The sequence below is a fragment of the Methanobrevibacter sp. genome (assembly GCF_017431965.1).
In the GTDB taxonomy this organism is placed as follows: domain Archaea; phylum Methanobacteriota; class Methanobacteria; order Methanobacteriales; family Methanobacteriaceae; genus Methanocatella.
Genome location: NZ_JAFRKB010000005.1, coordinates 13,988 through 35,161 on the forward strand (window position 1 = coordinate 13,988; position 21,174 = coordinate 35,161).

Sequence of the window (21,174 nt, forward strand, 5' to 3'; positions counted from 1 at the left end):
ATTATTAATTCACATATTAGAAAATCTATTTTTCATTAATGGTAAAACCATATTCAACGAATATGTCTTTAGCTTCTTGAGTTTGTAAGAATTCTAAGAATGCTTTTGCACCATCTGGGTTAGTAGCGTTTTTAGTAATAGCTACAGGGTAAATAACAGGGGTTTTTAAAGCATCATCAGGAGCTTCACAAACTACTTTAACACCATCATTGGATTTTGCATCAGTAGCATATACAATACCACAGTCAGCAGATCCTTGAGCTACTTGGTTTAATACAGCAGTTACGTCAGTACCTAAGGATAATTTAGATTCAATGGAATCCCAAATACCAGTGTTGTTTAATGCTTCTTGAGCGTATTGGCCTGCAGGTACGGATTCAGGATCACCGATAGCAATGGTACCATTTACATCTTTCAAATCATCAAATGAAGTTATATTGAGAGTTGAATCTTTAGGTACAATTAAAACAACTTTGTTTTCTAAAAGTTGAACATTGGTATCATTGTCAATTAAACTTTCATTGATTAATTTGTTCATTTGTTTATTAGCAGCAGACATGAATACATCTGTTTCCAATCCGTTTTCAATTTGGGTTTGTAAATCTCCACTTGAAGCGTAAGTAGGAACTACTTTTACACCAGGATATTTTTCTTCAAACATTGGGATTAACTTATCATCATAAGCATTTTTTAAACTTGCTGCAGCAGCTAAATGAACTTCTGTACCGTTTAAACTATCATCGGTAGAGCTGCCGCCTAAAAAATCAAACCATCCAGCACTAACTGCTGAACTTGCACAAACAATTGCTATCATTGCTATAACGGCAATAATTAACACCTTTTTCATAGATTTCATGGTTTTCCTCCTTTGAAATAATATATACAAAAATACCTATCAGACATCAAATACAATAATCAAAGATTAACAAAAATTACGATAAAGTTTATTGCACATCCAATTAATCAAATGCATTGTGCCATAAGACCTCAACCAATAAACTTACACAAATAAAAAAATAACATTAATAAACTGAATATAAATTCAAGTTCATGATATTTTTTTCACACCCTAATTTTCCAACCTTAAATTACAATTCAATTATCATGATTAGTAATTATAATTAAGTTAACAATGACATATATATTTTTTCATAACGATACACCATAATTAGAAAAAATTTGTATTAGTGAACGTAATATCGAAAAATATATTTTTGTTAGAAATCCGTTAAAATTAAAAAAAATAAATAATTTTAACTAATTACAAAAGTAAATAACCTTACAATCATTAGTTCAAAAACGAAATGAAGATAAATAACATACAACATTTAAATATAAATTGAACAAATAGATTAAATTGAGGTGTAACATGTCAGATATTGCAAAAATAGATGAAATTTTAACAAAAGCAGAAGTATTTTACCTTGCAACTGTAAATGGCGATAAACCAAAAGTAAGACCTCTCGGTTTTCATTTGCTATTTGAAGACAAAATATACTTTGGAGTAGGAACTTTTAAAGAAGTATATAAACAATTGGAAGCTAATCAGAATGTTGAGATAGCTGCATGGGATGGGGAACACTTTTTAAGGTATTATGGTGTTGCAGACCTAAGCAAAAATGAAGCGGTTGTTCAAAAAGCATTTGAACTCATGCCTGAAATAAAAGAAGCTTACGAAGCTAATGGATGGGAAATGGGTGTTTTCTACCTTAACAATGCAACTGCAGAAATTAGAAATATGTTTGCGATTGAAGAATCATATGAATTTAAGTATTAATGTTAAAAACATTAATACTCTAACTTTTTTTAAACATGCCTAATATCAGTATAATCAGATATTTCCGAGTTGACTGTGCACAAATCATTGATGTTTAAGTCATGCACATCATCATGTCCTGTGATTCTTGCGAATGTTTTCAACTCTTCTGTTGAAACTTTTAAGTAATTTTCTACTCTTTTTGCTGCAGTCTCGATTTTAAGTCTTTTTCTTAACTCTTCATCTTGAGTTGCAACACCAACAGGACAGTCCCCCGTATCACAAATCTTATATTGCTGACAGGCTGTTGCAATCATTGCGGCAGTTCCAATAGCTACTGCATTTGCACCCATTGCCAATGCCTTTGCAAAATCAGATGAAACCCTTAAACCGCCGGTAATTGTTAAATCAATATCGCTATCATGTTCATCCAAAAACTTGCGAGCTCTTGCAAGAGCATATATTGTTGGAACAGATGTTGAATCCCTGATTAATTTCGGACTTGCTCCGGTTGATCCACCGCGCCCGTCAATTGTAATGAAATCAGGTCCGGCATATAAAACATATTCCAAGTCATCTTCAATTCGCCCAGCGGCAAATTTAAGTCCTATCGGCCTACCGTCAGATTTTTCTCTCAGCTCATCGACTAAGGCTTTCAAATCTTCTTTTGAATTGACCTCAGGTATTGTTGCAGGGGAGTGAATGCTCTCACCAACCGGTTTTCCCCTAACCTGTGCAATTTCATCAGTTACCTTTTCGCCTTGAAGTTGCCCTCCAAGACCCGGCTTTGTAGACTGGCCAATCTTGATTTCAATTGCATCGGCATTTTTTAGATTCTCATCTGTTACAGAATACTTGTTTGGAACATATTCGAAAATGTATTTGTATGCATTTTCCATCTCATCTGCCAATATTCCTCCTTCACCACTACACTGGGCGGTTTTAATGGCTGCACTGCCTTTAGCTAGAGCTATTTTTGTCTCTCTTGACAATGCTCCGAAGGACATGTGAGTTATGTAAATCGGAGACTCAATGACTAACGGTTTTTTTGCATTCCTGCCGATGACTGTTTGAGTGCTGACTTCAACATCGCCTTCCAAAGGTTGTGGATTTAACTGGTTTCCTAATATTAAAATATCATCCCAATCAGGCATTGGGAGCTCTGTATACATCGCCGCGACAATAGATTCACCGGTAATCGCCATTTGATGAATTGCATCCATCTGCCTTATGTCCTTATCGCTTTTAGCATAATCTTTATCATAAGCCAAATCAGTATTTTTAATTTCTTTAGCTTCTGTTGATTTAGAGTTTTCGACCTCTACAAAATTTGAGATATCCTGCTTACAGATTGGACACACATCCAATTCATTCAATAAAATTCCTGTTGCTTCTTCATTATGAATATGGCCACAAATAGTGCATTTGTAAATCATACAATCACCTTTATTATTAATATAAATTAGGACATTAAATACTTTGATTCAATCTATTCACAAATTTCATTGATAATGGCTAATGCATTAAGAGCCCTTGGAAAACCAATATAAGGCACAATCAGGGTAACGGCTGAAATTAATTTTTCCTTTGTATTTCCTACCGCCAGATTTCCTTGAGTGTGACCTCTCAGCTGATTTTCACAACCTCCTAAAGTTGTAATGAATGTAAATGTTATTAGTTCCCTCTGTTGGTCATCCAAACCATCTCTTGTGTAAAAATCGCCAAAGCAAAAGCCTTCAAGGAAAGTGTTAAAATGCTTTTGGCCATCAGGAGTTTGGTTTCTCATCATTTCTATATTTTCAAAACCGAAATAGCTTTCCTGAATTTCACGGCCTTTGTCATATCGGGTCTCAGGATTGGTGTTGGACCTATTTTCCAAAGGTGATTCTATTCCTTTTTTGTCAAAAACTTTAATGACTACTCCAAAAAAATTATGCGCCCTTGCAAATCCGACATAAGGAACAGATTGATACAGAAGTTCCTTGACTTCTTCAGGTGCAATATCCTTATCTAAAGCTGACATTAAGATTTTTTTAAATGCCTTAGGAGATTGAGCTGCTATTAGAGAAGCCAATATCACCAAAATGGAGTCCTTTTCACTTAAAGAGGAATATTCGAACACTTCACTAAAGGCAAAGTTTTTAAAGATTTCATGAAATTCCGGGTCGTTTTTTTGAATTCTTCCAAAATTGCTAAACAAATCATTCATAAGGTAGTTTATGTTTTTATTATAAAAAAAACTTATTTACAAATATTTTCCCCGTACAACTTTTTTCATTGATTGAAACTAAATTATCAAAATTAAAATGAATATATACATTTTTATATTAATAATTTTAAAAATAAATATTAGTTAAACTTTAAAGTTATTTTTAAATATTTGAAAGGTGGATTTAAAGATGGTTGATTTAATTAACCGAATATTGAACAGTAGACATAATATACGGGAAATAATACAAAATGACGCCAAATCAGCATTTGTTAATCCAATTGCAATTCTTCTTTTAATAGCAATCATCATATTGCCTTCATTATATGGACTAATTAACATTTATGCATGTTGGGATCCTTATGAAAATACAGACCACGTCCAATTTGCAATAGCTAATGAAGATGAAGGAGCAACCTACGAAAATGTGACTATAAATGCTGGTGCCGATTTGGTTGAAATGCTTAAAAATAATACTGATTTTGATTGGGTATTCGTCAGCTCGGATGAACTGCGGCAGGGCGTGCATGATGGAAAATATTATGCGGGGATGATAGTTCCCGCCAATTTTAGTGAATCGATTGTATCCATAACAACGGATGATCCTCATTCAGCCAGATTAGAGTATATTGTTAATGAAAAATATCCTGTAGCGGCCAAATTGTCAGATGCTGCTGCAAAGGCAGTGTACAATAATATCAATGCTGAAATCGTTACTTTTATTAACTTAGCAGCTTATGATAAACTTGGAGAATTGGAATCCGGACTGGCTTCCGGAGCAGCACAAATGTCAAGCGGAGCAGTTCTATTATCTAACGGAGCTGGACAAGTGGGCAGTGGTGCGAGTCAGGTTTCAAGCGGTGCAGCACAATTATCCGATGGTGCAGGCCAATTGGCTGATGGTGCCAATCAATTGGCTGATGGTGCAAGTCAAGTGGCTGGAGGTACCCAACAGGCGTATGATAAAGTAAATACTTATAACGGTGCCGTTCATGAGGTTACTAACTTTGTTAGAGAAAACCACCCTGAATCTGAGCTTATTAATGAATGGATGGATGATGTTGACAATAAAGCAGATAATGTTACAGGAAAAGTTCAGCAGTTGAATGATGGTGCAGGCCAGGTAGCAAGCGGTTCCGCATCTTTAGCAACAAATACCGGCAAGCTTAAAGGAGGCGTAGATGAATTATCTCAAGGATCAATAAGTTTGGCTGCGGGTGCACAATTACTTGCAAATTCTGCTGCCTCAGCATTATTTACCGCATCCAGTTCATTGGCTTCTGCTGCAGGTTCACTGGCTGACGTAACCGGATTGAACGATACTCAGGTAGGAGACTATTTCTATGCACCTGTGAAATTGGACAGACATGCGGAATTTGAAACCAACAATTTCGGTTCCCAAGTTGCAGCATTTTATCTAGTTTTATCAATGTGGGTTGGTGGATTGATTACTACTGTAATTTTATCTGTTGGAACAAGCATCGGTACCCCATATAAACCTCATGAAATGTATTTCGGTAAAATGCTGTTATTCAACATAATGGCAATATTGCAGACTACAGTAACCTTAATCGGAGCATTCTTCCTTGGAATTGATGTTCATAATCCAGTAATGTTCATCTTTTCGTGTTATTTTGTTGCAATAATATTCATGACAATAATATACTCCTTAATATCATTATTCGGAAAGGTGGGAGATGGTATTGCAATAATCTTGCTGGTATTCCAAATATCAGGTACAGGAGGAATATATCCTGTTGAAATCATGCACAAAATCTTTGCAGTAATGTCACCTTATCTGCCGATGACTCATGCAATAAACATAGTGCGTGAATCACAGCTCGGTTTAATCTGGAGCAATTATATCCCTTCATTCATATTCCTATTGGCAGCAGGAGTAATTGTAACTCTGGTATCAATTATTCTAAAACAGAGATTTGACAAACGTACAAAATATTTCGAAGAAAAATTAGAAGAATCCGACATTTTTAACTAAATGTTTGCGATTCCATTTTTTTATTTTTTTAAATCAACATAATTTAAATAACCTTCTATTTTTCGTGATGAATACTTTCACAAAGCCAGAAAATTAAACATGACAAAAAACATTACCATCAATATAATTAAACATCCCAACTAATTAAAGAAAGATTAATCGAAAAATCACCTATCAAAAAAGTAACATGCATATCAAAAAATCAACACATAAAAAAATAGTCATATCTAAAAAAAGAAAAGGTTAAGGAGATTAATCTCCTTTATTCCAGTTTACAATACCATACACAATACATAAAAGTGTGGATAAAATAATTCCAAGATATACTCCCCAAATCCATGGGTCCTCAATTCCTAAAATCATCATTATGCATCACTTCCTTTTGTATCTATGTTTTCAAATGCCTTATCGATTACCTCTTGAGCTGGAGGTTTGGTAAGTAAACTTACGACAATTGTAAATATTGCTGAGACCGGAACTGCTATCAGCATCACATCAATAAACGGCCATGGCGCTGCGGGCAATATTGTCTCAACGCCAAGAAGGAATTTGCATATTCCAAGACCGACTGCAGTCTTTTTGAATACGAACATTAACCAGAACAGACTCACGAATGTTCCGGATAGAATTCCTGCAATAGCTCCAAGCCTTGTGATTCCCTTCCAATAAAGGGCACCTAAGAAAACAGGAAGGAATGCTGCTGCACAGATTTCAAAGAATAAGCTGGTACCTAAAGCAACCACACTTCCAGGAAGGGAAAATGCCATTATCAAAGCTAAAATGATAGCTATCAGAATACCCACTCTTGAAATAGAAACTTCATCCAATCTTCTTTTTGATTTTTCCCTTAATGTTGAATAAATATCTACACCGAATGCAGTTCCTTGAGTGTGAAGCTGTGAAGATATTGTAGACATTGCCGCTGCAATCAATGAAAGCAGGAAAATATATACAAACCATTCGGGAAGAGCCATTGTAATGAATGTCGGAATAATCTTATCGATGTTTCCGCCAACCACATCCACTGCAATCTTACCTAGTGTATCCATGAAATATACATTTGAAAGGGATCCCACGATATATGCAGTGGTCGGCATGATTGCAATGAAAATACCTCCAATCAGAACTGACCTGTTTAATTCCTTATCGGATTTGACTGTCATGAATCTTACAATCAGGGAAGGTTGTGCCAACACTCCAATACCCACACCGATTAAAGTGGATGAAACTAAAGACCACCAGAACGGAGTTCCAAATTCCGGAAATGAAGTCCAACCCGTACCGCCCGTTGCTATCGCATCGGCAGGGTATAGGTTAACCATACCTGAAAGTGCACTGTTTGCAGTGCTTACGCCTCCAAGCAACCAGTATACAAATACAAGCAGGAATACCATTGCAACAACCATGATTGTTCCTTGAAGCGCATCGGTATACATTACTCCACGAATTCCACCAAACAGTACATAAAATGTAATAATTATTGATAAGATTAAAAGTGCAATACTGAAGTCAATCAACAGTGAAGATTCCAAAAATCTTGCAGCCCCAATCAATACAACCGCCGCATAGATAGGCATTGCACAGAAAATAATTAAACCGGAAGCATATTGAATAAACTTACTGTCAAAACGTTTTCCTAAAAACTCAGGGAATGTTAATGATCCTAAAGAGTGACCCATCCTACGAGTTCTTTTTCCCAAGAATACGAATGCTATGAACACACCGATAATAATATTTAAGAATGCGAGCCATAAAACACTCATACCATATTCACCAGCAACTCCTCCAAATCCAACGATAGCTGCTGTCGAAATAAATGTTGCCCCATAACTCATTGCCATAATGAACGGGTGCGTATCTTTCCCAGCAATCATAAAGTCTTCAGAGGAATTAGTTTTCTTATATGCATAATAACCTACAAATACTAACGCAAATATGTAGACTATAAATACAATCGCTAAAATCATTACGTCCATAAATAATTACCTCTAAATATTAAAGAATTAATATTACAATTAAATTTATTAATGAATAAATATATAAATATTAGCATAAATATACATTGATGTACAATAAAGTACATTCAGTATATTTTTAAAATCAATATTAATAATTTACTCCAGTACATATTTTAGTTAAACAAAATTATAAACTTTTATATGAAAAAACAGAAATAACTAAACACATTAAGAAAAAGTATGAAATAGGGATACTATGTTTTGGAATGAAGAAGCAGAATGTATGGAAAAAGAAGAAAAAGAGGCTTTACAGCTTAAAAGGCTTCAGGAAACTGTAAAACTGGCATATGAAAATGTTGAGTTTTACAAAAAAAGATTTGATGAAGCAGGAATAAAACCCGAAGACATTAAAACTTTAAAAGATATTGAAAAAATACCATTTACAACAAAAAGTGATTTGAGAGAAGCTTATCCGTTAGGATTGCTTGCGGTTCCCCGTGAAGAGATTGTAGAAGTTCATGCATCTTCTGGAACAACCGGAAAACCGACTGTAACCGCATACACACAAAATGACTTAGACATATGGGGAGAATGTATTGCGCGCGGACTAAAAATGGCTGGCGCTGAAAAAGAATACATTATCCAAAATGCCTACGGTTATGGCTTGTTCACAGGAGGATTCGGTATTCACCACGGCGGAAATAAGATGGGCGCAATTACAATACCTATTTCAGCAGGAAACACCAAAAGACAGCTCGATACAATGGTAGATTTCCAAAGTGAAATCTTAACCTGTACTCCATCTTATGCAATGTATTTGGGAGAATCAAGAGAAAAGGCAGGAATTCCGCTAGAGGACATCAACTTAAAAATAGGAATTCATGGAGCCGAAATGTGGACTGACGAAATGAGAAAAAGAATCGAATCCTCACTTGGTATCAAAACACATAACATTTATGGATTAACAGAAGTGATGGGTCCAGGCGTTGCTCAAGAATGCGCTCAACAAAACGGAATGCACATTCAGGATGACCACTTCTATCCGGAAATCATCAACTCGCAAACAGGTGAAACCCTGGAATATGGTGAAAAAGGAGAGCTTGTTCTAACATCCCTTACCAAAACTGGAATGCCTATTTTAAGATTCAGAACAAAAGATTTAACTTCACTCATCGGGGAAAAATGTGAATGTGGAAGAACAACCGTTAGAATGACTAGAATCACCGGAAGAAGCGATGATATGCTAAAAATCAAAGGAGTTATGGTATTCCCATCACAAATTGAAAAGGCATTGCTTAAAATCGAGGGCATTAGCCCTAATTACATGATTCATGTAACAAGACCGGATATTTTAGATGAAGTCGAAGTTAAGGTAGAAGCATCAAAAGAGCTGTTCTCAGATGAAATGAAAGAAATGGAAAAAGTAGAAAAACAAATTCAAGCATCAATTAGATCAGAAACCGGTTTGAGAGTGGATGTAACAATATGTGAACCGGAATCCCTACCGAGAAGTGAAGGTAAAGCTGTTCGTGTAATCGATGAAAGGAAATTTGAATAGGTGATAAAATGGCAGTAAAACAAATTTCAATTTTTGTAGAAAACAAAGAAGGAAGAATTAAAAAAGCTATTGACACATTAGCTAAAGAAAACATTAATATTCGTGCTCTTTCAATAGCAGATACTGCAAAATACGGAATATTAAGATTAATTGTCTCAGACAATGAAAAAGCAATTGAAGCACTTGAAAAGGACGGTTTTATTGTAAAAGAAAACGAAGTAATCATTTTAGCTATTCCAGATGAACCTAATGGATTGAATTCCGCATTGTCTATTTTTGAAGAGAAAAAAATTAATTTAGAATATGTGTACGCATTTGTAAGCTCTAAAGTGGATGAAGCCATAGTGGTTATGAAATTTGAAAATATGGAAGATGCTATTGCTGCTTTAAATGAAAGAAATATTAAAATTTTAGATGAAGAAGACATTAAAGATTTATAGAAAAGATTAACCTCTTTTCTACAAATTATTTTTATTTTTAATTTCAATTATTTTTTCTAATGAAACAGAAGTTTTCTCAGCAATTTCTTCGGGTTTATCTCCAGATTTCAACAAATCTAAAATTATTTTCTCAATACCTTGCTCAATACCTTGCTCAATACCTTCATCTTTGCCATCTTTATACTTGTTTTCACCGTATTCATGAATTAAACTCATTCTACCACCCAACAAATCACAAATAATATTTCTTTCTAAAGAATCCTCAACGAATTTATCTGTTGTTAACAACATTATCCCAAATGCCAAGTCTTTTTGAGATATTGTTAAGTCTTTCAATTTGAATAGAATTCTTATGACTCGGTAGATATATTCAACAATATTATTACCTTTATTACTTAATGGAACCAGAGACAACAAAATAATATCTTTACCATTAGGTTTTTTCCTGTTTTTAAGTTTATTTTTTACATTGTTTATAATTTCTTCACCGTTTAAATTATTCAATCCCTCAATTTCATAACTAAATACATTTAATTTATTATATTTATATTGAACAATTTTCGAATTCTCAGCAGTGCTTAAAACCGATAAATTTACTTCCTTATCATTATTTTTGTTTTGGTCAGTGATTGCAACATAAGAATGAGCCCTTCGTGAAAAGTTATCATTAACAACAGTACTTTGAAATTCAAGAATTAGATTTTCATCATCCAATTCTAAAATCAAATCTGGTTTGTAGTTAGTAGGGTCAATATGCCTTAGCTCTTTAGTCCATACCTTTGTCTTTTTGGACTTTTTACCAATTATATCCAAAAGAATACCCGCATCTTCATCAGAAACATTTTTAAAAAGCATGTCTTCTTGAAATTCTGCCATAATAGGACACCTCTTAATATGGTTAATAATCTTTAAAATATAATTTAAAAGGATTTACATTTGATTTAAAACATATTAACTTAAATAATTTGGTTTTTTCAAATAAATATTCCAAAATTAGAGCAATATTGAAAAATAAGAGCAATTTATAAAAATTTTTAAAAAAAAAGTAAAAAAAATTAACTAGAATTCCTTAATCATTCTAGCTATATCTTCTCTGGAATATCCTAAGCGAACGAAAAGAGTTTTAAGAGGTTCATTATCCGGAATAACACCCAATTCCTTCCAATTTTTAAAATCGTTTTTCATTATTCCATTGATTAAAAGTTGAATAGTAATTAAATCATCACTTTTAATAGCAATAAATGCATCTTCATCAGCGAAAACATTATCTGGATCGATTAGGGAAATTTTCCCACTTATCTCTTTTTTAACAATTGCATTTTCTATTTTGTAAGCCATAATACCACAACTCATTATCTATTTAAAAGTTTATTCGAAATACTATTTAAATTTTTAACCTTTGATTGATTTATATCCACTTTCGATAGCTTTTAAATTCATGTCATGGAATTTAGGTTTCAGATTATTTTTCATTGCATCAATGACAGATTCCTTTGACAATGGAAAGTTATCATCTGCAGTAACCGCACCCAATAAAACCATGTTTAAAGCCAAAACGCTTCCTGCTTCAATGGCGAGCTTGGTTCCATCAATTGGAAGAACATGCTTGAAATTTTCCTTCAATATATTAGTTATACTATCAACACTCGGGTAAGCCTTATCGGAAGAAGATGGAATGATAGGTTGAGTATTGTAAACTATTTTAGTTTCGCCGTTTACTTTATCCAATCCCCTTATTGTTTCAATCGGTTCAAAAGAAAGTAACATGTCTGCCCCCTTATTCGGGATGATTGAAGAGTTATATCCTCCAATTTTTAATTCAGTAGAAACAGATCCACCTCTTTGAGACATTCCATGAATTTCACTCATTACCACATCCAAACCTTGGTTCATTGCAGCTTCACCAATGATAGTTGAGGTTTTAATAATTCCTTGACCCCCAACACCACAAATATAAATATTATAATGATTATCCATTTTCTCACTCCCTACCTGCCTGTAAAGCTCCATATTTACAAACCTGAATACATACGTTGCATCCGTCACATTGAGCCTCATCAATTGTAATTTTTCCGTCAATCTTTGAAATTGCAGGACATGCAAGTTCATTTACACATTTATCACAATAATTACAGTTTGATTCAATGAATTTGACAGGAGGCTTTTTAGCCAAGCCTTTAATTAAAGTACATGGCGCTTTTGATATAATTACTGCAGTATCATCTCTTTCAAACGCTTCTTTATAAGTTTTAACAACCTGTTCCAAGTTAAACGGATTGATTACACGCACATAATCGCATCCGCAAGCCAAAGCAAGTTTGCGAATAGAGACTTCAGGAGCGTCATCGCCCATACCATCAACCGGAATGCCCGGGTTTGGCTGACCTCCAGTCATTGCAGTGATTCTGTTATCAAGAACTGTCAGGACAAAATTATGTTTGTTGTGAACGGCATTGATTAAAGGTGAAACACCGCTATGGAAAAATGTTGAATCCCCAATGAAGCTTGCTACCTTCTGGTCAGTGGAAACTGAAAATCCGCATCCGTCACCGACACTGGAACCCATTGACAATAAGTAATCTGCAGCATTGTATGGCGGATTAATCCCTAAAGTATAACATCCGATATCAGATGCAAACACTACATCTTCAGCTTTCAATCCAAGCTCTTCAATAGCCTTGTTTATTCCATAATACATTGCTCTGTGAGGGCATCCCGCACATAAAACAGGTGCTCTTGAAGGGATATCCTCAGACAGTTTTTCCAAGCTTGAGGAATAGGAAGTAAGTTTATCCTCCTTAAAGTTTAAAACTTTATTAAATCCATCTGCGACAACATCTGAATTGAACTCATGATAAAGCGGGAATGTGCCATCCAATTTACCGTGAACGATAACGTCCAAGTTTTTAGCTCCGACAGTGGCCAGAGTATCCCTTTCCATAATCGGGTCAACTTCCTCAACAATGAACACTTCATCCAAATCGCTTAAAAATTCAGCGACCTTTTCGCGTGGAAACGGATATGAAAATCCTAATTTTAAAATGTCTGCATCCAAACCATTGAATTTGACAACGTCATGAGCATAATTATAGGCACTGCTTGAAGCTATTACACCATACTTCTTATCACTTGAAAACTCAATTTCAGTATTTAAATCGCTTTTATTTGTAATCTCTTCGATTTTATGTATCTTATCCCATAACCTAACATGCATGTCACCGGCAAAAGCGGGAACCGGAACAAATTTGGATGGGTCTTTATCGAAATGCCCTCTCTTCCAATGGTTATCGTTGTTTGAAGAGTTATCTTTTATATCTCCAAATTCAACAACTCCTCTCATATGAGATACGCGAGTGGTTGTTCTGACGATTACCGGAAGACCGAATTGCTCAGACAGTTCAAATGCATATTTAACCATATCCTTTACTTCTTGACAATTTGATGGTTCCAAAACAGGAACATTGGCCAATCTTGCATAATTACGTGTGTCCTGTTCATTTTGAGATGAGAAAAGTGAAGGATCATCAGCGGATAGAATAACCATACCTCCTTTAACGCCTGAATATGCAGTTGTCATGAATGAGTCGCTGGCCACATTCATACCCACATGCTTCATAAAAGTAAATGAACGTAAGCCTGATGCGGCAGCAGTAGCTGCAACTTCCATGGCCACCTTTTCATTTGTAGAAAACTCAAAATAAATATTGGCTTCTTTAGCCAGCAGCGATAATACATTTCCAATTTCTGATGAAGGAGTTCCTGGATAAGTGGCTGCAATAGAAACTCCTGCCTCTATTACTCCCCTTACAGCAGCTTCATTACCAAGTAAAAATTGTTTTTCACCTTGAACCCCTGTAACTAATTCTTTTAAATTCATTATATTTTCCTCAAAATAATCATTAATACTAATTATTATATAATAGTTTGATGTATAAATATTATATTATAATATTTTATAAGCTTTTAGAAATTGGAGGGGAATGATGATTAAAGTTTATGTTTCAAGGTTTGACAGTGAAAAAGATGCAGAGCCTCATTTGGAGTGTTATGAAATTGAAAAAACACCTCAAATGAAGGTATTGGATGCGCTTCAAGCCATCAACGAAAAATATGATGCGAATATCAGTTTTAGAAGCTCATGCAGAGCTGGACAATGCGGATCATGCGGAATTCTATTTAAAGGAAATGGAGCTCTCGCATGTCAAAAAGAAATTAAGGACGGAGCAATTATCGAACCGCTTAATTTCCCTGTTATCAAAGACCTTATTGTCGACAAATCAAGTATCGAAGCCAAAGTGAAAGATTTAGAATTATCCCTCCAATGTGACCATGAATGCAGCGAGCTTGATACTTCCATTACAAAAGAAGACACAAAAGATACCAAAAAGGTAAGAAGCTGTATAGAATGTTATTCCTGTCTTTCAACTTGCCCTGTTGTCAATATTGCAACAGAAGAATTCGGCGGACCATACCTTATGAGATACATCAATAAGTTTGAAACTGATCCAAGAGAGAACTTCGACAGGTTAAAAGAGGCCTTGGACGAAGGACTTTACAATTGTACCAGCTGCGGCAAATGTTTAGCTGTTTGTCCTAAAAACATCAACACCTTCGGAGATGCAATTGAAAAAATGAGAGCCCTTGCTGTTGCAAACGGTTCAGGCCCACTTCCAGAACATGTGGCGTTTAAAGAGAATATCTTAAAAACAGGAAGATCCATAAAAACCGATAAAACACCATTTATCGAGGAAGCTGAAAATTATACCGGATCCAAAGTTGCCTTCTTTACTGGATGTATGGTTGATTATAAATTCCCTGAAATTGGACATATGCTGGTAAATGTTTTAAAAGAAAACGGCATTGATGTTGATGTTCCTGAAGGTCAAGTATGTTGCGGTTCTCCGCTTTTGAGAACCGGCCAAACTGACATTGTGCAGGAGCTTGTTGATAAAAACAAAGAAGTCTTTAAAGATTATGACACTGTAATTACAGTCTGTTCAGGCTGCGGATCCACTTTAAAAAATAATCATCCGGAATTCGGTTCCAGATTGCACGTAATGGACATAAGCGAATTTTTAGTGGATAAGCTTGATGAAAGCAAACTAAAAGAAGTTGACATGACCGTTACATATCACGACCCATGTCATTTGGGAAGAGGCCAGGGCATTAAAGATGCTCCGCGTGACATTATTGAAAAGATTCCGGGCATTAAATTTGAAGAAATGAAGTATCCTTGCCAATGCTGCGGAGCTGGTGGAGGAATAAAATCCGGAAAACCTGAAATCGCACTAGACCTGTCCAAATCAAAAGCAGAAATGATTAAGGATACTGGATCCGATGCAGTGGTTACAATCTGTCCGTTTTGTGAACTGAACTTGCAGGATGGTTTGAATGAGATAGGTTGTGGAAATATCAAATCTATGCATTTACTTGAATTATTGACAAAAGCTTATGAATAAATAGATTAGGAGTTGATTGAGATAGGAGATACTGCCGTAAGTGAACAACAGGTTGTGGATACAGCAGCAATGAGTTCACCGAAAAACGAGGAAAAACCCGAAGCAGAAAAAAAATCAACCTCCACAAAAAAATCAAAACCTAAAACTCAATCCAGAGGCACCGGCAGAGTTAAGCTTACAAGAGAACAAGAAGAAAATGAAGTAAATCACTTTAAAGAAAATATATACATTGTTTTTGTTGAGTGCGAGACTCCGGGAAACGTTGGTTTTCTTGCAAGAACAATGGCCAACTTCGGATTGAAAAATTTAATACTTATAAATCCTCCGAAATTGACTAACGAGGCATATTATCAGGCCACACATGGAAAATACATAGTTGAAAATGCAAAAATCTATGGCTCTTTAGATGAATTCTATCAGTCTCAAAGAATTGACTTTAAAGTTGCCTCAACAGGCATGGCCGGAGGAAGTTATAATCTATCAAGAATTCCTGTCACTCCCGACGAGTTAGGAAAACGCTTGAATGCTTCAAATAAAATAGCCATTTTATTTGGACGGGAAGGCAATGGACTTACAAATAAAGAGATTGAAGAATCTGATATTTGCGTTTCCATTCCAACAGACCCCACATATCCAATCATGAACATATCTCATGCAGCCGCAATAATATTCTATGAATTATTCAAGAATAAACACGATTTCAGTGTTATAGGCCTAGAAGAAAGTACTGCTTTGGAAAAGGAATATCTATTAAAGGACATGCATGATTTGATTGAAAGCTTGGATATACCTGACCATAAAAAGAAGAATGGTCTGAAAGCATTTAAAAATATTATTAATAGGGCTTTTATTACAGGTAGGGAAGCACATACCCTGAAAGGGATATTAAGAAGATTGAAAGTGAAAATTGGTGAAGAATGAGAAAAATTAGCTTTGCAGAAATCAGTACATTCATAGTTAACAGAATCTTCAATTGGAGATTTTGGATAGCTGGATTAACAAAAAAATCAAAAGTAGCCAAAAAAGTAATTGATAAACTGCTTTTTGAAAATGATGAGATTGTTGTTGTTCCAAATACCATCAATGTTAACAAGAAAATAGAATCTGCAGGCTCCGAATTCCTGCCTACCGATGTTATTAAAGAAGTGATAAAAAGAACTCCTGACATTGTTATAATGAATACATGTCTTTGCAGAACTTCAAACGATTGTAAGGATTACCCTCATGACATAGGATGCATTTTCCTGGGGCCGACTTCCAAAAAGATTCCAAGAGCAATATGCCATGAAGCAACAGTTGAAGAAGCTTTGGCTCAAGTGGACCAAGCCGATGCTGCAGGTTTAAGCCACATTATTGGGCGCAATAAGATTGATACAGTGTGGATGAATGTTAGACCAGGAAAAGGATTGCTTACAATCTGTCATTGCTGTCCTTGCTGCTGTTTATGGAAAGTTTATCCTAACTTAGACAACGAAATCAGTGATAAGCTAGAAAAATTAGATGGAATTGAAGTCAGATTGCATAAAGATAACTGTAAAAAATGTCGCAAATGTCTTGAAGCATGCATGTTTGATGCCATTTCTATGAAAGATGGCAAAATCCACATTGATGCTGATAACTGTAAAGGCTGCGGACTTTGTGTAAATGCCTGTAAATTTAATGCAATTACAATCGATTATACTGATAAAACTATTAATAACGTGATTAATAGGATTGACAATTTATTTGAAAAAGAATTATAAATAATTTTGCGTGAAAATATGGCAATTTTGAGTGATAAAGATATTAAAGCATACTTGAAAGATGGGAAGATAGTAATCGAACCCATTAAAGATGAAAAACAAATACAGCCATCTTCTGTTGATATGAGATTGGGAGATGAATTTAAAGTATTTAAAGTTATTAGAAAACCTTATATTGACCCGAAAGATGAGGAAGACATAGCCTCCTACATGGAATCAACTATTGTCGAGGAAGGTGAAGCATTTATCATACACCCCAATGAATTTGCACTTGCCACCACATTAGAATATGTTAAATTACCTGATAATCTAGTGGCAAGAGTGGAAGGCCGTTCAAGTATGGGGCGTTTAGGTGTAACAATGCATGTTACCGCAGGTTTTATCGATCCCGGTTTTGAAGGAAAAATTACTTTAGAAATATCTAACATCGGCGCAATGCCTGTTGCGCTTTATCCAGGTCAAAGAGTATGCCAGATTGTATTTGAAACCATGACCACACCTGCAGAAGTGCCATACGGACACCCCGATAGAAATAGTAAATACATGGGTCAAACTCGCCCTGAAAGCAGTAGAGTTAAACTGGACTATGAATTAAAAAAAGATTAGGAGTTAGTGTTTATGAATCATGATAAAATGACAAATATTAGTGCAAAAAGAGGATTTTTATGGCCATCTTTTGAAATTTACTCAGGAGTTTCCGGTTTTACCGATTATGGTCCTCTAGGAGCAAGCTTAAAAAATAACATCATGCAGAAATGGAGAAAACAGTACGTTTCCGGTGAAGGATTTTACGAAATTGAAGGCCCTACCGTAATGCCAAAAGAAGTTCTGAAAGCATCAGGACATGTCGACAACTTTACCGACCCAATGTGTAAATGTGAAAAATGTGGTGAAGTGTTCAGAGCTGACCATATCATTGAAGAAGTGATTGGCGAAGATGTGGAAAGTTTAGAAAACGAAGAGCTAGACCAGATTGTCATTGATAATAATATCGTATGTCCCGAATGTGGCGGAAAATTGTCAAACATCTGGAACTACAATTTAATGTTTAAAACAGAAATTGGAGCAAAAGGAGACAAAGTAGGTTATATGAGACCTGAAACCGCTCAAGGAATCTTCATTTTATTCAAACGTTTGGAAAGATTTTTCAGAGGAAAACTTCCATTCGGAGTGGTTCAACTTGGAAAAGCCTACAGAAACGAAATATCTCCAAGGCAAGGTGTTATCAGACTTAGAGAATTCACACAAGCAGAAGCGGAAATTTTCTTAAACCCTAAAGATAAGACCCATCCAAAATTCGCACAGATTGAAAATGAAATCCTGCGCTTAAATTCACAGGAAGTTCAGGAAAATAATACTGAACCATTAGAAATTACTGCACGTGAAGCTCTGGATAAAGGAATTGTAGCTAATGAAATGCTTATTTATCAATTATACTTAGCACGTAAGTTTTTAACAGAAATTGGAATTCCTGAAGATGCATTGAGATTCAGACAACACCTGGCTGGAGAAATGGCCCACTATGCACTTGACTGTTGGGACGTTGAAGCGAAAACCGACAAATATGGATGGATTGAAATCATCGGAATTGCCGATAGGGGAGATTATGACCTAAGTTCACATTCCGAATTCAGTAATGATGAATTAAATGTATTCGTTGAATACGATGAACCTAAAAAAGTTCAAAAAACCGTTGTCAAACCTAATCTATCCAAATTTGGACCAATATTTAAAGGAGATTCCCCTAAAGTTAAACAAGCAATCGAAGATGCCGACCCTGAAGACATCAAAGCTGCACTTGAAAGTGATGGAAAATTCACTGTTGAACTGGACAAGGTTTATGAAGTAGACAAGGAATTGCTCCTCTTTGAAGATGTTGAAGAGGAAATTACAGGTGAAAAAATCATTCCTCATGTAATTGAGCCTTCATTCGGTATTGACCGTATTCTATATACAGTTTTATTGCATTCATTTACAGAAACTGATGAAAAGGACTACTTTAAATTTGACAAATCAGTAGCCCCCGTACAAGTTGGAGTTTTCCCGCTCGTCAATAAAGAAGGCCCTCGTGAAATCGCTCAGGATTTAACTGAAACCTTGAGAATAGCTGGATTTAAAGTAGAATACGATGCAACTGGAACAATCGGGAAAAGATATGCTAGAGCTGATGAAATCGGCATTCCTCTTGCCGTAACAGTTGACTTTGACAGTCTTGAAGACAAACAAGTAACCGTGAGAGACAGAGACACCGAAAATCAGGAAAGAATTCCGATTGATGAGTTGAATGACTACCTGGAAAAATATTATAAATGAGTTAAAAAACTCATTTATTTAAATTTTTAAAATTTTCAAACAGATTAACCGCCCATTTTAATGAATTGCTATTTTTTGAGATCAATAACCTGTTCTGATCGAAACTGCCATCTTCCTTAAATAATCCCAGAATCATCACTTTATCGGTGACTATCAGCAGGAGATTATCTTCCTTTTTAAAAGAGGATAAATTTTTAATTTCTGACTTTTCTTCGAAAATATGTAAAATCTCTTTGGAAACCATCATTTCAACAGGATTATTGCTTTTAACCAGATTATCCAATTGATTAGTGAAGCTTTCATAATAAAATGGCAAAATGCATTTCACACAGTTAGCTTCCATCAATGCATTTTCAATGTAATTGTAAGTCCTGTATGCATCGATATCCCCTGATTCTATCAGGCTCGCTTGTCCTATCAGATATATCTCAGCAATTGATTGGTTTGGAATCATGTCAACCAAATGCTTATCCAAAATATTGAAAAACTTATTTATCACATCAATGGTTTTATTTAACTCCAAAACATTTTCTATTTGCATCCTCATGGAATTGGTTAAATGATATTTGCTTGATTGTCTGTAAACAAAATTTTCCAATTCCAATTTATGCATGGTGCTTGATACAGAGCTGTAACTTAATCCAGTATCTTCAGTTAAACCTTTCATGCTTTTAGGACCATCATATAGTGTCGCTATAATTTTCAACCTAGACAATGAGTTTGTTACATATTTTAAATCCTTTGAAATAGATTCATAACTTTTTAAATAGTTTTCTTTTTCTTCAACCACAGTAGACCACCTATTAGTATTACTTATTCTATTATTTTTATTACTAAAAATATAAAATCTCTTGAAGTGAACAACCGCAGAAAATAACACTTGCAAAAAGTATAAAAGTAGCTAAACATTTTAGATAATTTTTTAAAATAAGATAAACAAACTAAACATGAAGAAATAAAATTTAACGGGATAAATATGATTGATACACATATACATGCAGATTCAAGAAGTGGTGAAGACTTTAAGGAAATGTATCTTGCAGGAATAAACACTGCAATTACATGCAGTTTCTATCCTTATAAAATAGAACATGAAATGATTCTTTTAAATCATTTAAATAGGATATTGGAGCTGGACACCGCAAGAGCAAACGAATACGGACTTGATTTGAAAGTAGCCTTAGGCATTCATCCTGCAAATTCCAATATAAATCCGGAAATAATCTTTGAAAATCTATACGAATGGATTGAAACTAAACAGATTGTTGCTATTGGCGAAATTGGTCTTGAAGACTTAACTGAAAATGAAATTGCCATCTTCAAAAAGCAATTGGATATTGCCGATGAGACAAAATCAAAAGTGATAATACACACCCCTCGAAAAAACAAAAAAGAGGTTCTAAAAGAGATAATTGAAATAATACCCCAACATTTGGATGAATCTCAAGCAGTTATCGACCACATTAATCCCCACGTTATTGAAGATGCAGTCAATACCGATTGCATGCTGGGCTTAACTGTGCAACCTCAAAAAATGGAAAAGGAAGATGCAATAGCAATTTTGGATGAATACGGGTTTGAAAGATTCTTATTAAACAGTGACATAAGCAACAAAGCATCCGATCCCCTTTCAGTGCCAAAAACCGTGCGTGAACTTGAAAGGTTAGGATATGACAAGAACAATATTAACAAAGTATCCCATGAAAATGGAGAGAAGTTTTTCAGATTAAACACATTTTAAAT

The 21,174-nt window shown here is 35.0% G+C and carries 20 protein-coding genes; 10 read left to right on the top strand and 10 right to left on the bottom strand.

Translation table 11 applies throughout. The annotated features are described in order from the left end of the window. Positions 1-25: 25 nt before the first annotated feature. Complete coding sequence (modA, locus tag IJI93_RS00730) at positions 26-856, bottom strand: molybdate ABC transporter substrate-binding protein (protein ID WP_292818453.1); 831 nt, start codon at positions 854-856, stop codon at positions 26-28. 501 nt (positions 857-1,357) lie between these two features. Between modA and IJI93_RS00735 the strand changes: the two genes are divergently transcribed. Beyond that, on the top strand, positions 1,358-1,777 hold the full coding sequence (locus tag IJI93_RS00735) for a pyridoxamine 5'-phosphate oxidase family protein (RefSeq protein ID WP_292818456.1): 420 nt from the start codon (positions 1,358-1,360) through the stop codon (positions 1,775-1,777). A gap of 29 nt (positions 1,778-1,806) precedes the next feature. Here IJI93_RS00735 and IJI93_RS00740 read toward each other — a convergent pair whose 3' ends face one another. Both IJI93_RS00740 and IJI93_RS00745 read right to left on the bottom strand, forming a co-directional pair. Beyond that, positions 1,807-3,192: a glutamate synthase-related protein gene (locus IJI93_RS00740; protein WP_292818459.1), complete on the bottom strand. Its 1,386-nt coding sequence runs from the start codon at positions 3,190-3,192 to the stop codon at positions 1,807-1,809. A 53-nt stretch (positions 3,193-3,245) separates the two neighbouring features. After that, the gene (locus IJI93_RS00745) at positions 3,246-3,965 is read right to left on the bottom strand and encodes a carboxymuconolactone decarboxylase family protein (RefSeq protein WP_292818461.1); all 720 of its coding nucleotides are present in this window, start codon (positions 3,963-3,965) and stop codon (positions 3,246-3,248) included. A 190-nt stretch (positions 3,966-4,155) separates the two neighbouring features. Here IJI93_RS00745 and IJI93_RS00750 point away from each other — a divergent pair, with 190 nt between their 5' ends. Then, a complete protein-coding gene (locus IJI93_RS00750; protein ID WP_292818463.1) occupies positions 4,156-5,961 on the top strand; it encodes a YhgE/Pip domain-containing protein in 1,806 nt (601 codons plus the stop codon). A 252-nt stretch (positions 5,962-6,213) separates the two neighbouring features. Here IJI93_RS00750 and IJI93_RS10495 read toward each other — a convergent pair whose 3' ends face one another. Together IJI93_RS10495 and IJI93_RS00755 are read right to left on the bottom strand one after the other, a co-directional pair. Then, positions 6,214-6,327, bottom strand: a complete 114-nt coding sequence (locus tag IJI93_RS10495) for a symporter small accessory protein (RefSeq protein ID WP_366513260.1) — start codon at positions 6,325-6,327, stop codon at positions 6,214-6,216. Beyond that, entirely contained in the window at positions 6,327-7,937 is a 1,611-nt protein-coding gene (locus tag IJI93_RS00755; RefSeq protein WP_292818466.1) for a sodium:solute symporter, read from the bottom strand. Before IJI93_RS00755 ends, IJI93_RS10495 begins: the two co-directional genes overlap by 1 nt. A gap of 238 nt (positions 7,938-8,175) precedes the next feature. On the opposite strand from IJI93_RS00755, the gene IJI93_RS00760 reads away from it, so the two are divergent. Further along, entirely contained in the window at positions 8,176-9,477 is a 1,302-nt protein-coding gene (locus IJI93_RS00760) for a phenylacetate--CoA ligase family protein (RefSeq protein WP_292818469.1), read from the top strand. Between the two features lie 8 nt (positions 9,478-9,485). Further along, a complete protein-coding gene (locus IJI93_RS00765) occupies positions 9,486-9,917 on the top strand; it encodes an amino acid-binding protein (RefSeq protein ID WP_292818472.1) in 432 nt (143 codons plus the stop codon). A gap of 18 nt (positions 9,918-9,935) precedes the next feature. Here the strand turns inward: IJI93_RS00765 and IJI93_RS00770 are convergent, their stop codons facing one another. The 4 genes from IJI93_RS00770 to iorA form a co-directional block, all read right to left on the bottom strand. Further along, positions 9,936-10,793 carry a hypothetical protein gene (locus IJI93_RS00770; RefSeq protein WP_292818475.1) on the bottom strand — a complete coding sequence of 286 codons (858 nt, stop codon included), beginning with the start codon at positions 10,791-10,793 and terminating at the stop codon, positions 9,936-9,938. Positions 10,794-10,976: 183 nt separating this feature from the next. Then, complete coding sequence (locus IJI93_RS00775; RefSeq protein ID WP_292818478.1) at positions 10,977-11,255, bottom strand: hypothetical protein; 279 nt, start codon at positions 11,253-11,255, stop codon at positions 10,977-10,979. Between the two features lie 54 nt (positions 11,256-11,309). Further along, positions 11,310-11,894 (bottom strand): indolepyruvate oxidoreductase subunit beta, encoded by a 585-nt coding sequence (locus IJI93_RS00780; protein WP_292818480.1) that lies wholly within the window; start codon positions 11,892-11,894, stop codon positions 11,310-11,312. A gap of 4 nt (positions 11,895-11,898) precedes the next feature. Further along, positions 11,899-13,794 carry an indolepyruvate ferredoxin oxidoreductase subunit alpha gene (gene iorA, locus IJI93_RS00785; RefSeq protein ID WP_292818482.1) on the bottom strand — a complete coding sequence of 632 codons (1,896 nt, stop codon included), beginning with the start codon at positions 13,792-13,794 and terminating at the stop codon, positions 11,899-11,901. 106 nt (positions 13,795-13,900) lie between these two features. Between iorA and tfrB the strand changes: the two genes are divergently transcribed. Genes tfrB through glyS form a run of 5 tightly spaced genes read left to right on the top strand, consistent with a single transcriptional unit; the run spans position 13,901 to position 19,431 of the window. After that, positions 13,901-15,376 (top strand): fumarate reductase (CoM/CoB) subunit TfrB, encoded by a 1,476-nt coding sequence (tfrB, locus tag IJI93_RS00790; protein ID WP_292818485.1) that lies wholly within the window; start codon positions 13,901-13,903, stop codon positions 15,374-15,376. Between the two features lie 12 nt (positions 15,377-15,388). Next, positions 15,389-16,297 (top strand): TrmJ/YjtD family RNA methyltransferase, encoded by a 909-nt coding sequence (locus IJI93_RS00795; RefSeq protein WP_292818488.1) that lies wholly within the window; start codon positions 15,389-15,391, stop codon positions 16,295-16,297. Then, entirely contained in the window at positions 16,294-17,118 is an 825-nt protein-coding gene (locus IJI93_RS00800) for a DUF362 domain-containing protein (protein WP_292818490.1), read from the top strand. The genes IJI93_RS00795 and IJI93_RS00800 overlap by 4 nt, the downstream gene beginning before the upstream one ends. Positions 17,119-17,136: 18 nt before the next feature. Continuing rightward, entirely contained in the window at positions 17,137-17,724 is a 588-nt protein-coding gene (gene dcd, locus IJI93_RS00805) for a dCTP deaminase (protein WP_292818493.1), read from the top strand. A gap of 12 nt (positions 17,725-17,736) precedes the next feature. Continuing rightward, positions 17,737-19,431, top strand: a complete 1,695-nt coding sequence (gene glyS, locus IJI93_RS00810) for a glycine--tRNA ligase (protein WP_292818496.1) — start codon at positions 17,737-17,739, stop codon at positions 19,429-19,431. A 10-nt stretch (positions 19,432-19,441) separates the two neighbouring features. On the opposite strand, the gene IJI93_RS00815 is transcribed toward glyS, so the two are convergent. Next, positions 19,442-20,221 (bottom strand): winged helix-turn-helix domain-containing protein, encoded by a 780-nt coding sequence (locus IJI93_RS00815; protein WP_292818499.1) that lies wholly within the window; start codon positions 20,219-20,221, stop codon positions 19,442-19,444. Positions 20,222-20,407: 186 nt separating this feature from the next. Here IJI93_RS00815 and IJI93_RS00820 point away from each other — a divergent pair, with 186 nt between their 5' ends. Then, positions 20,408-21,172 (top strand): TatD family hydrolase, encoded by a 765-nt coding sequence (locus IJI93_RS00820; protein WP_292818502.1) that lies wholly within the window; start codon positions 20,408-20,410, stop codon positions 21,170-21,172. Positions 21,173-21,174 lie beyond the last annotated feature (2 nt).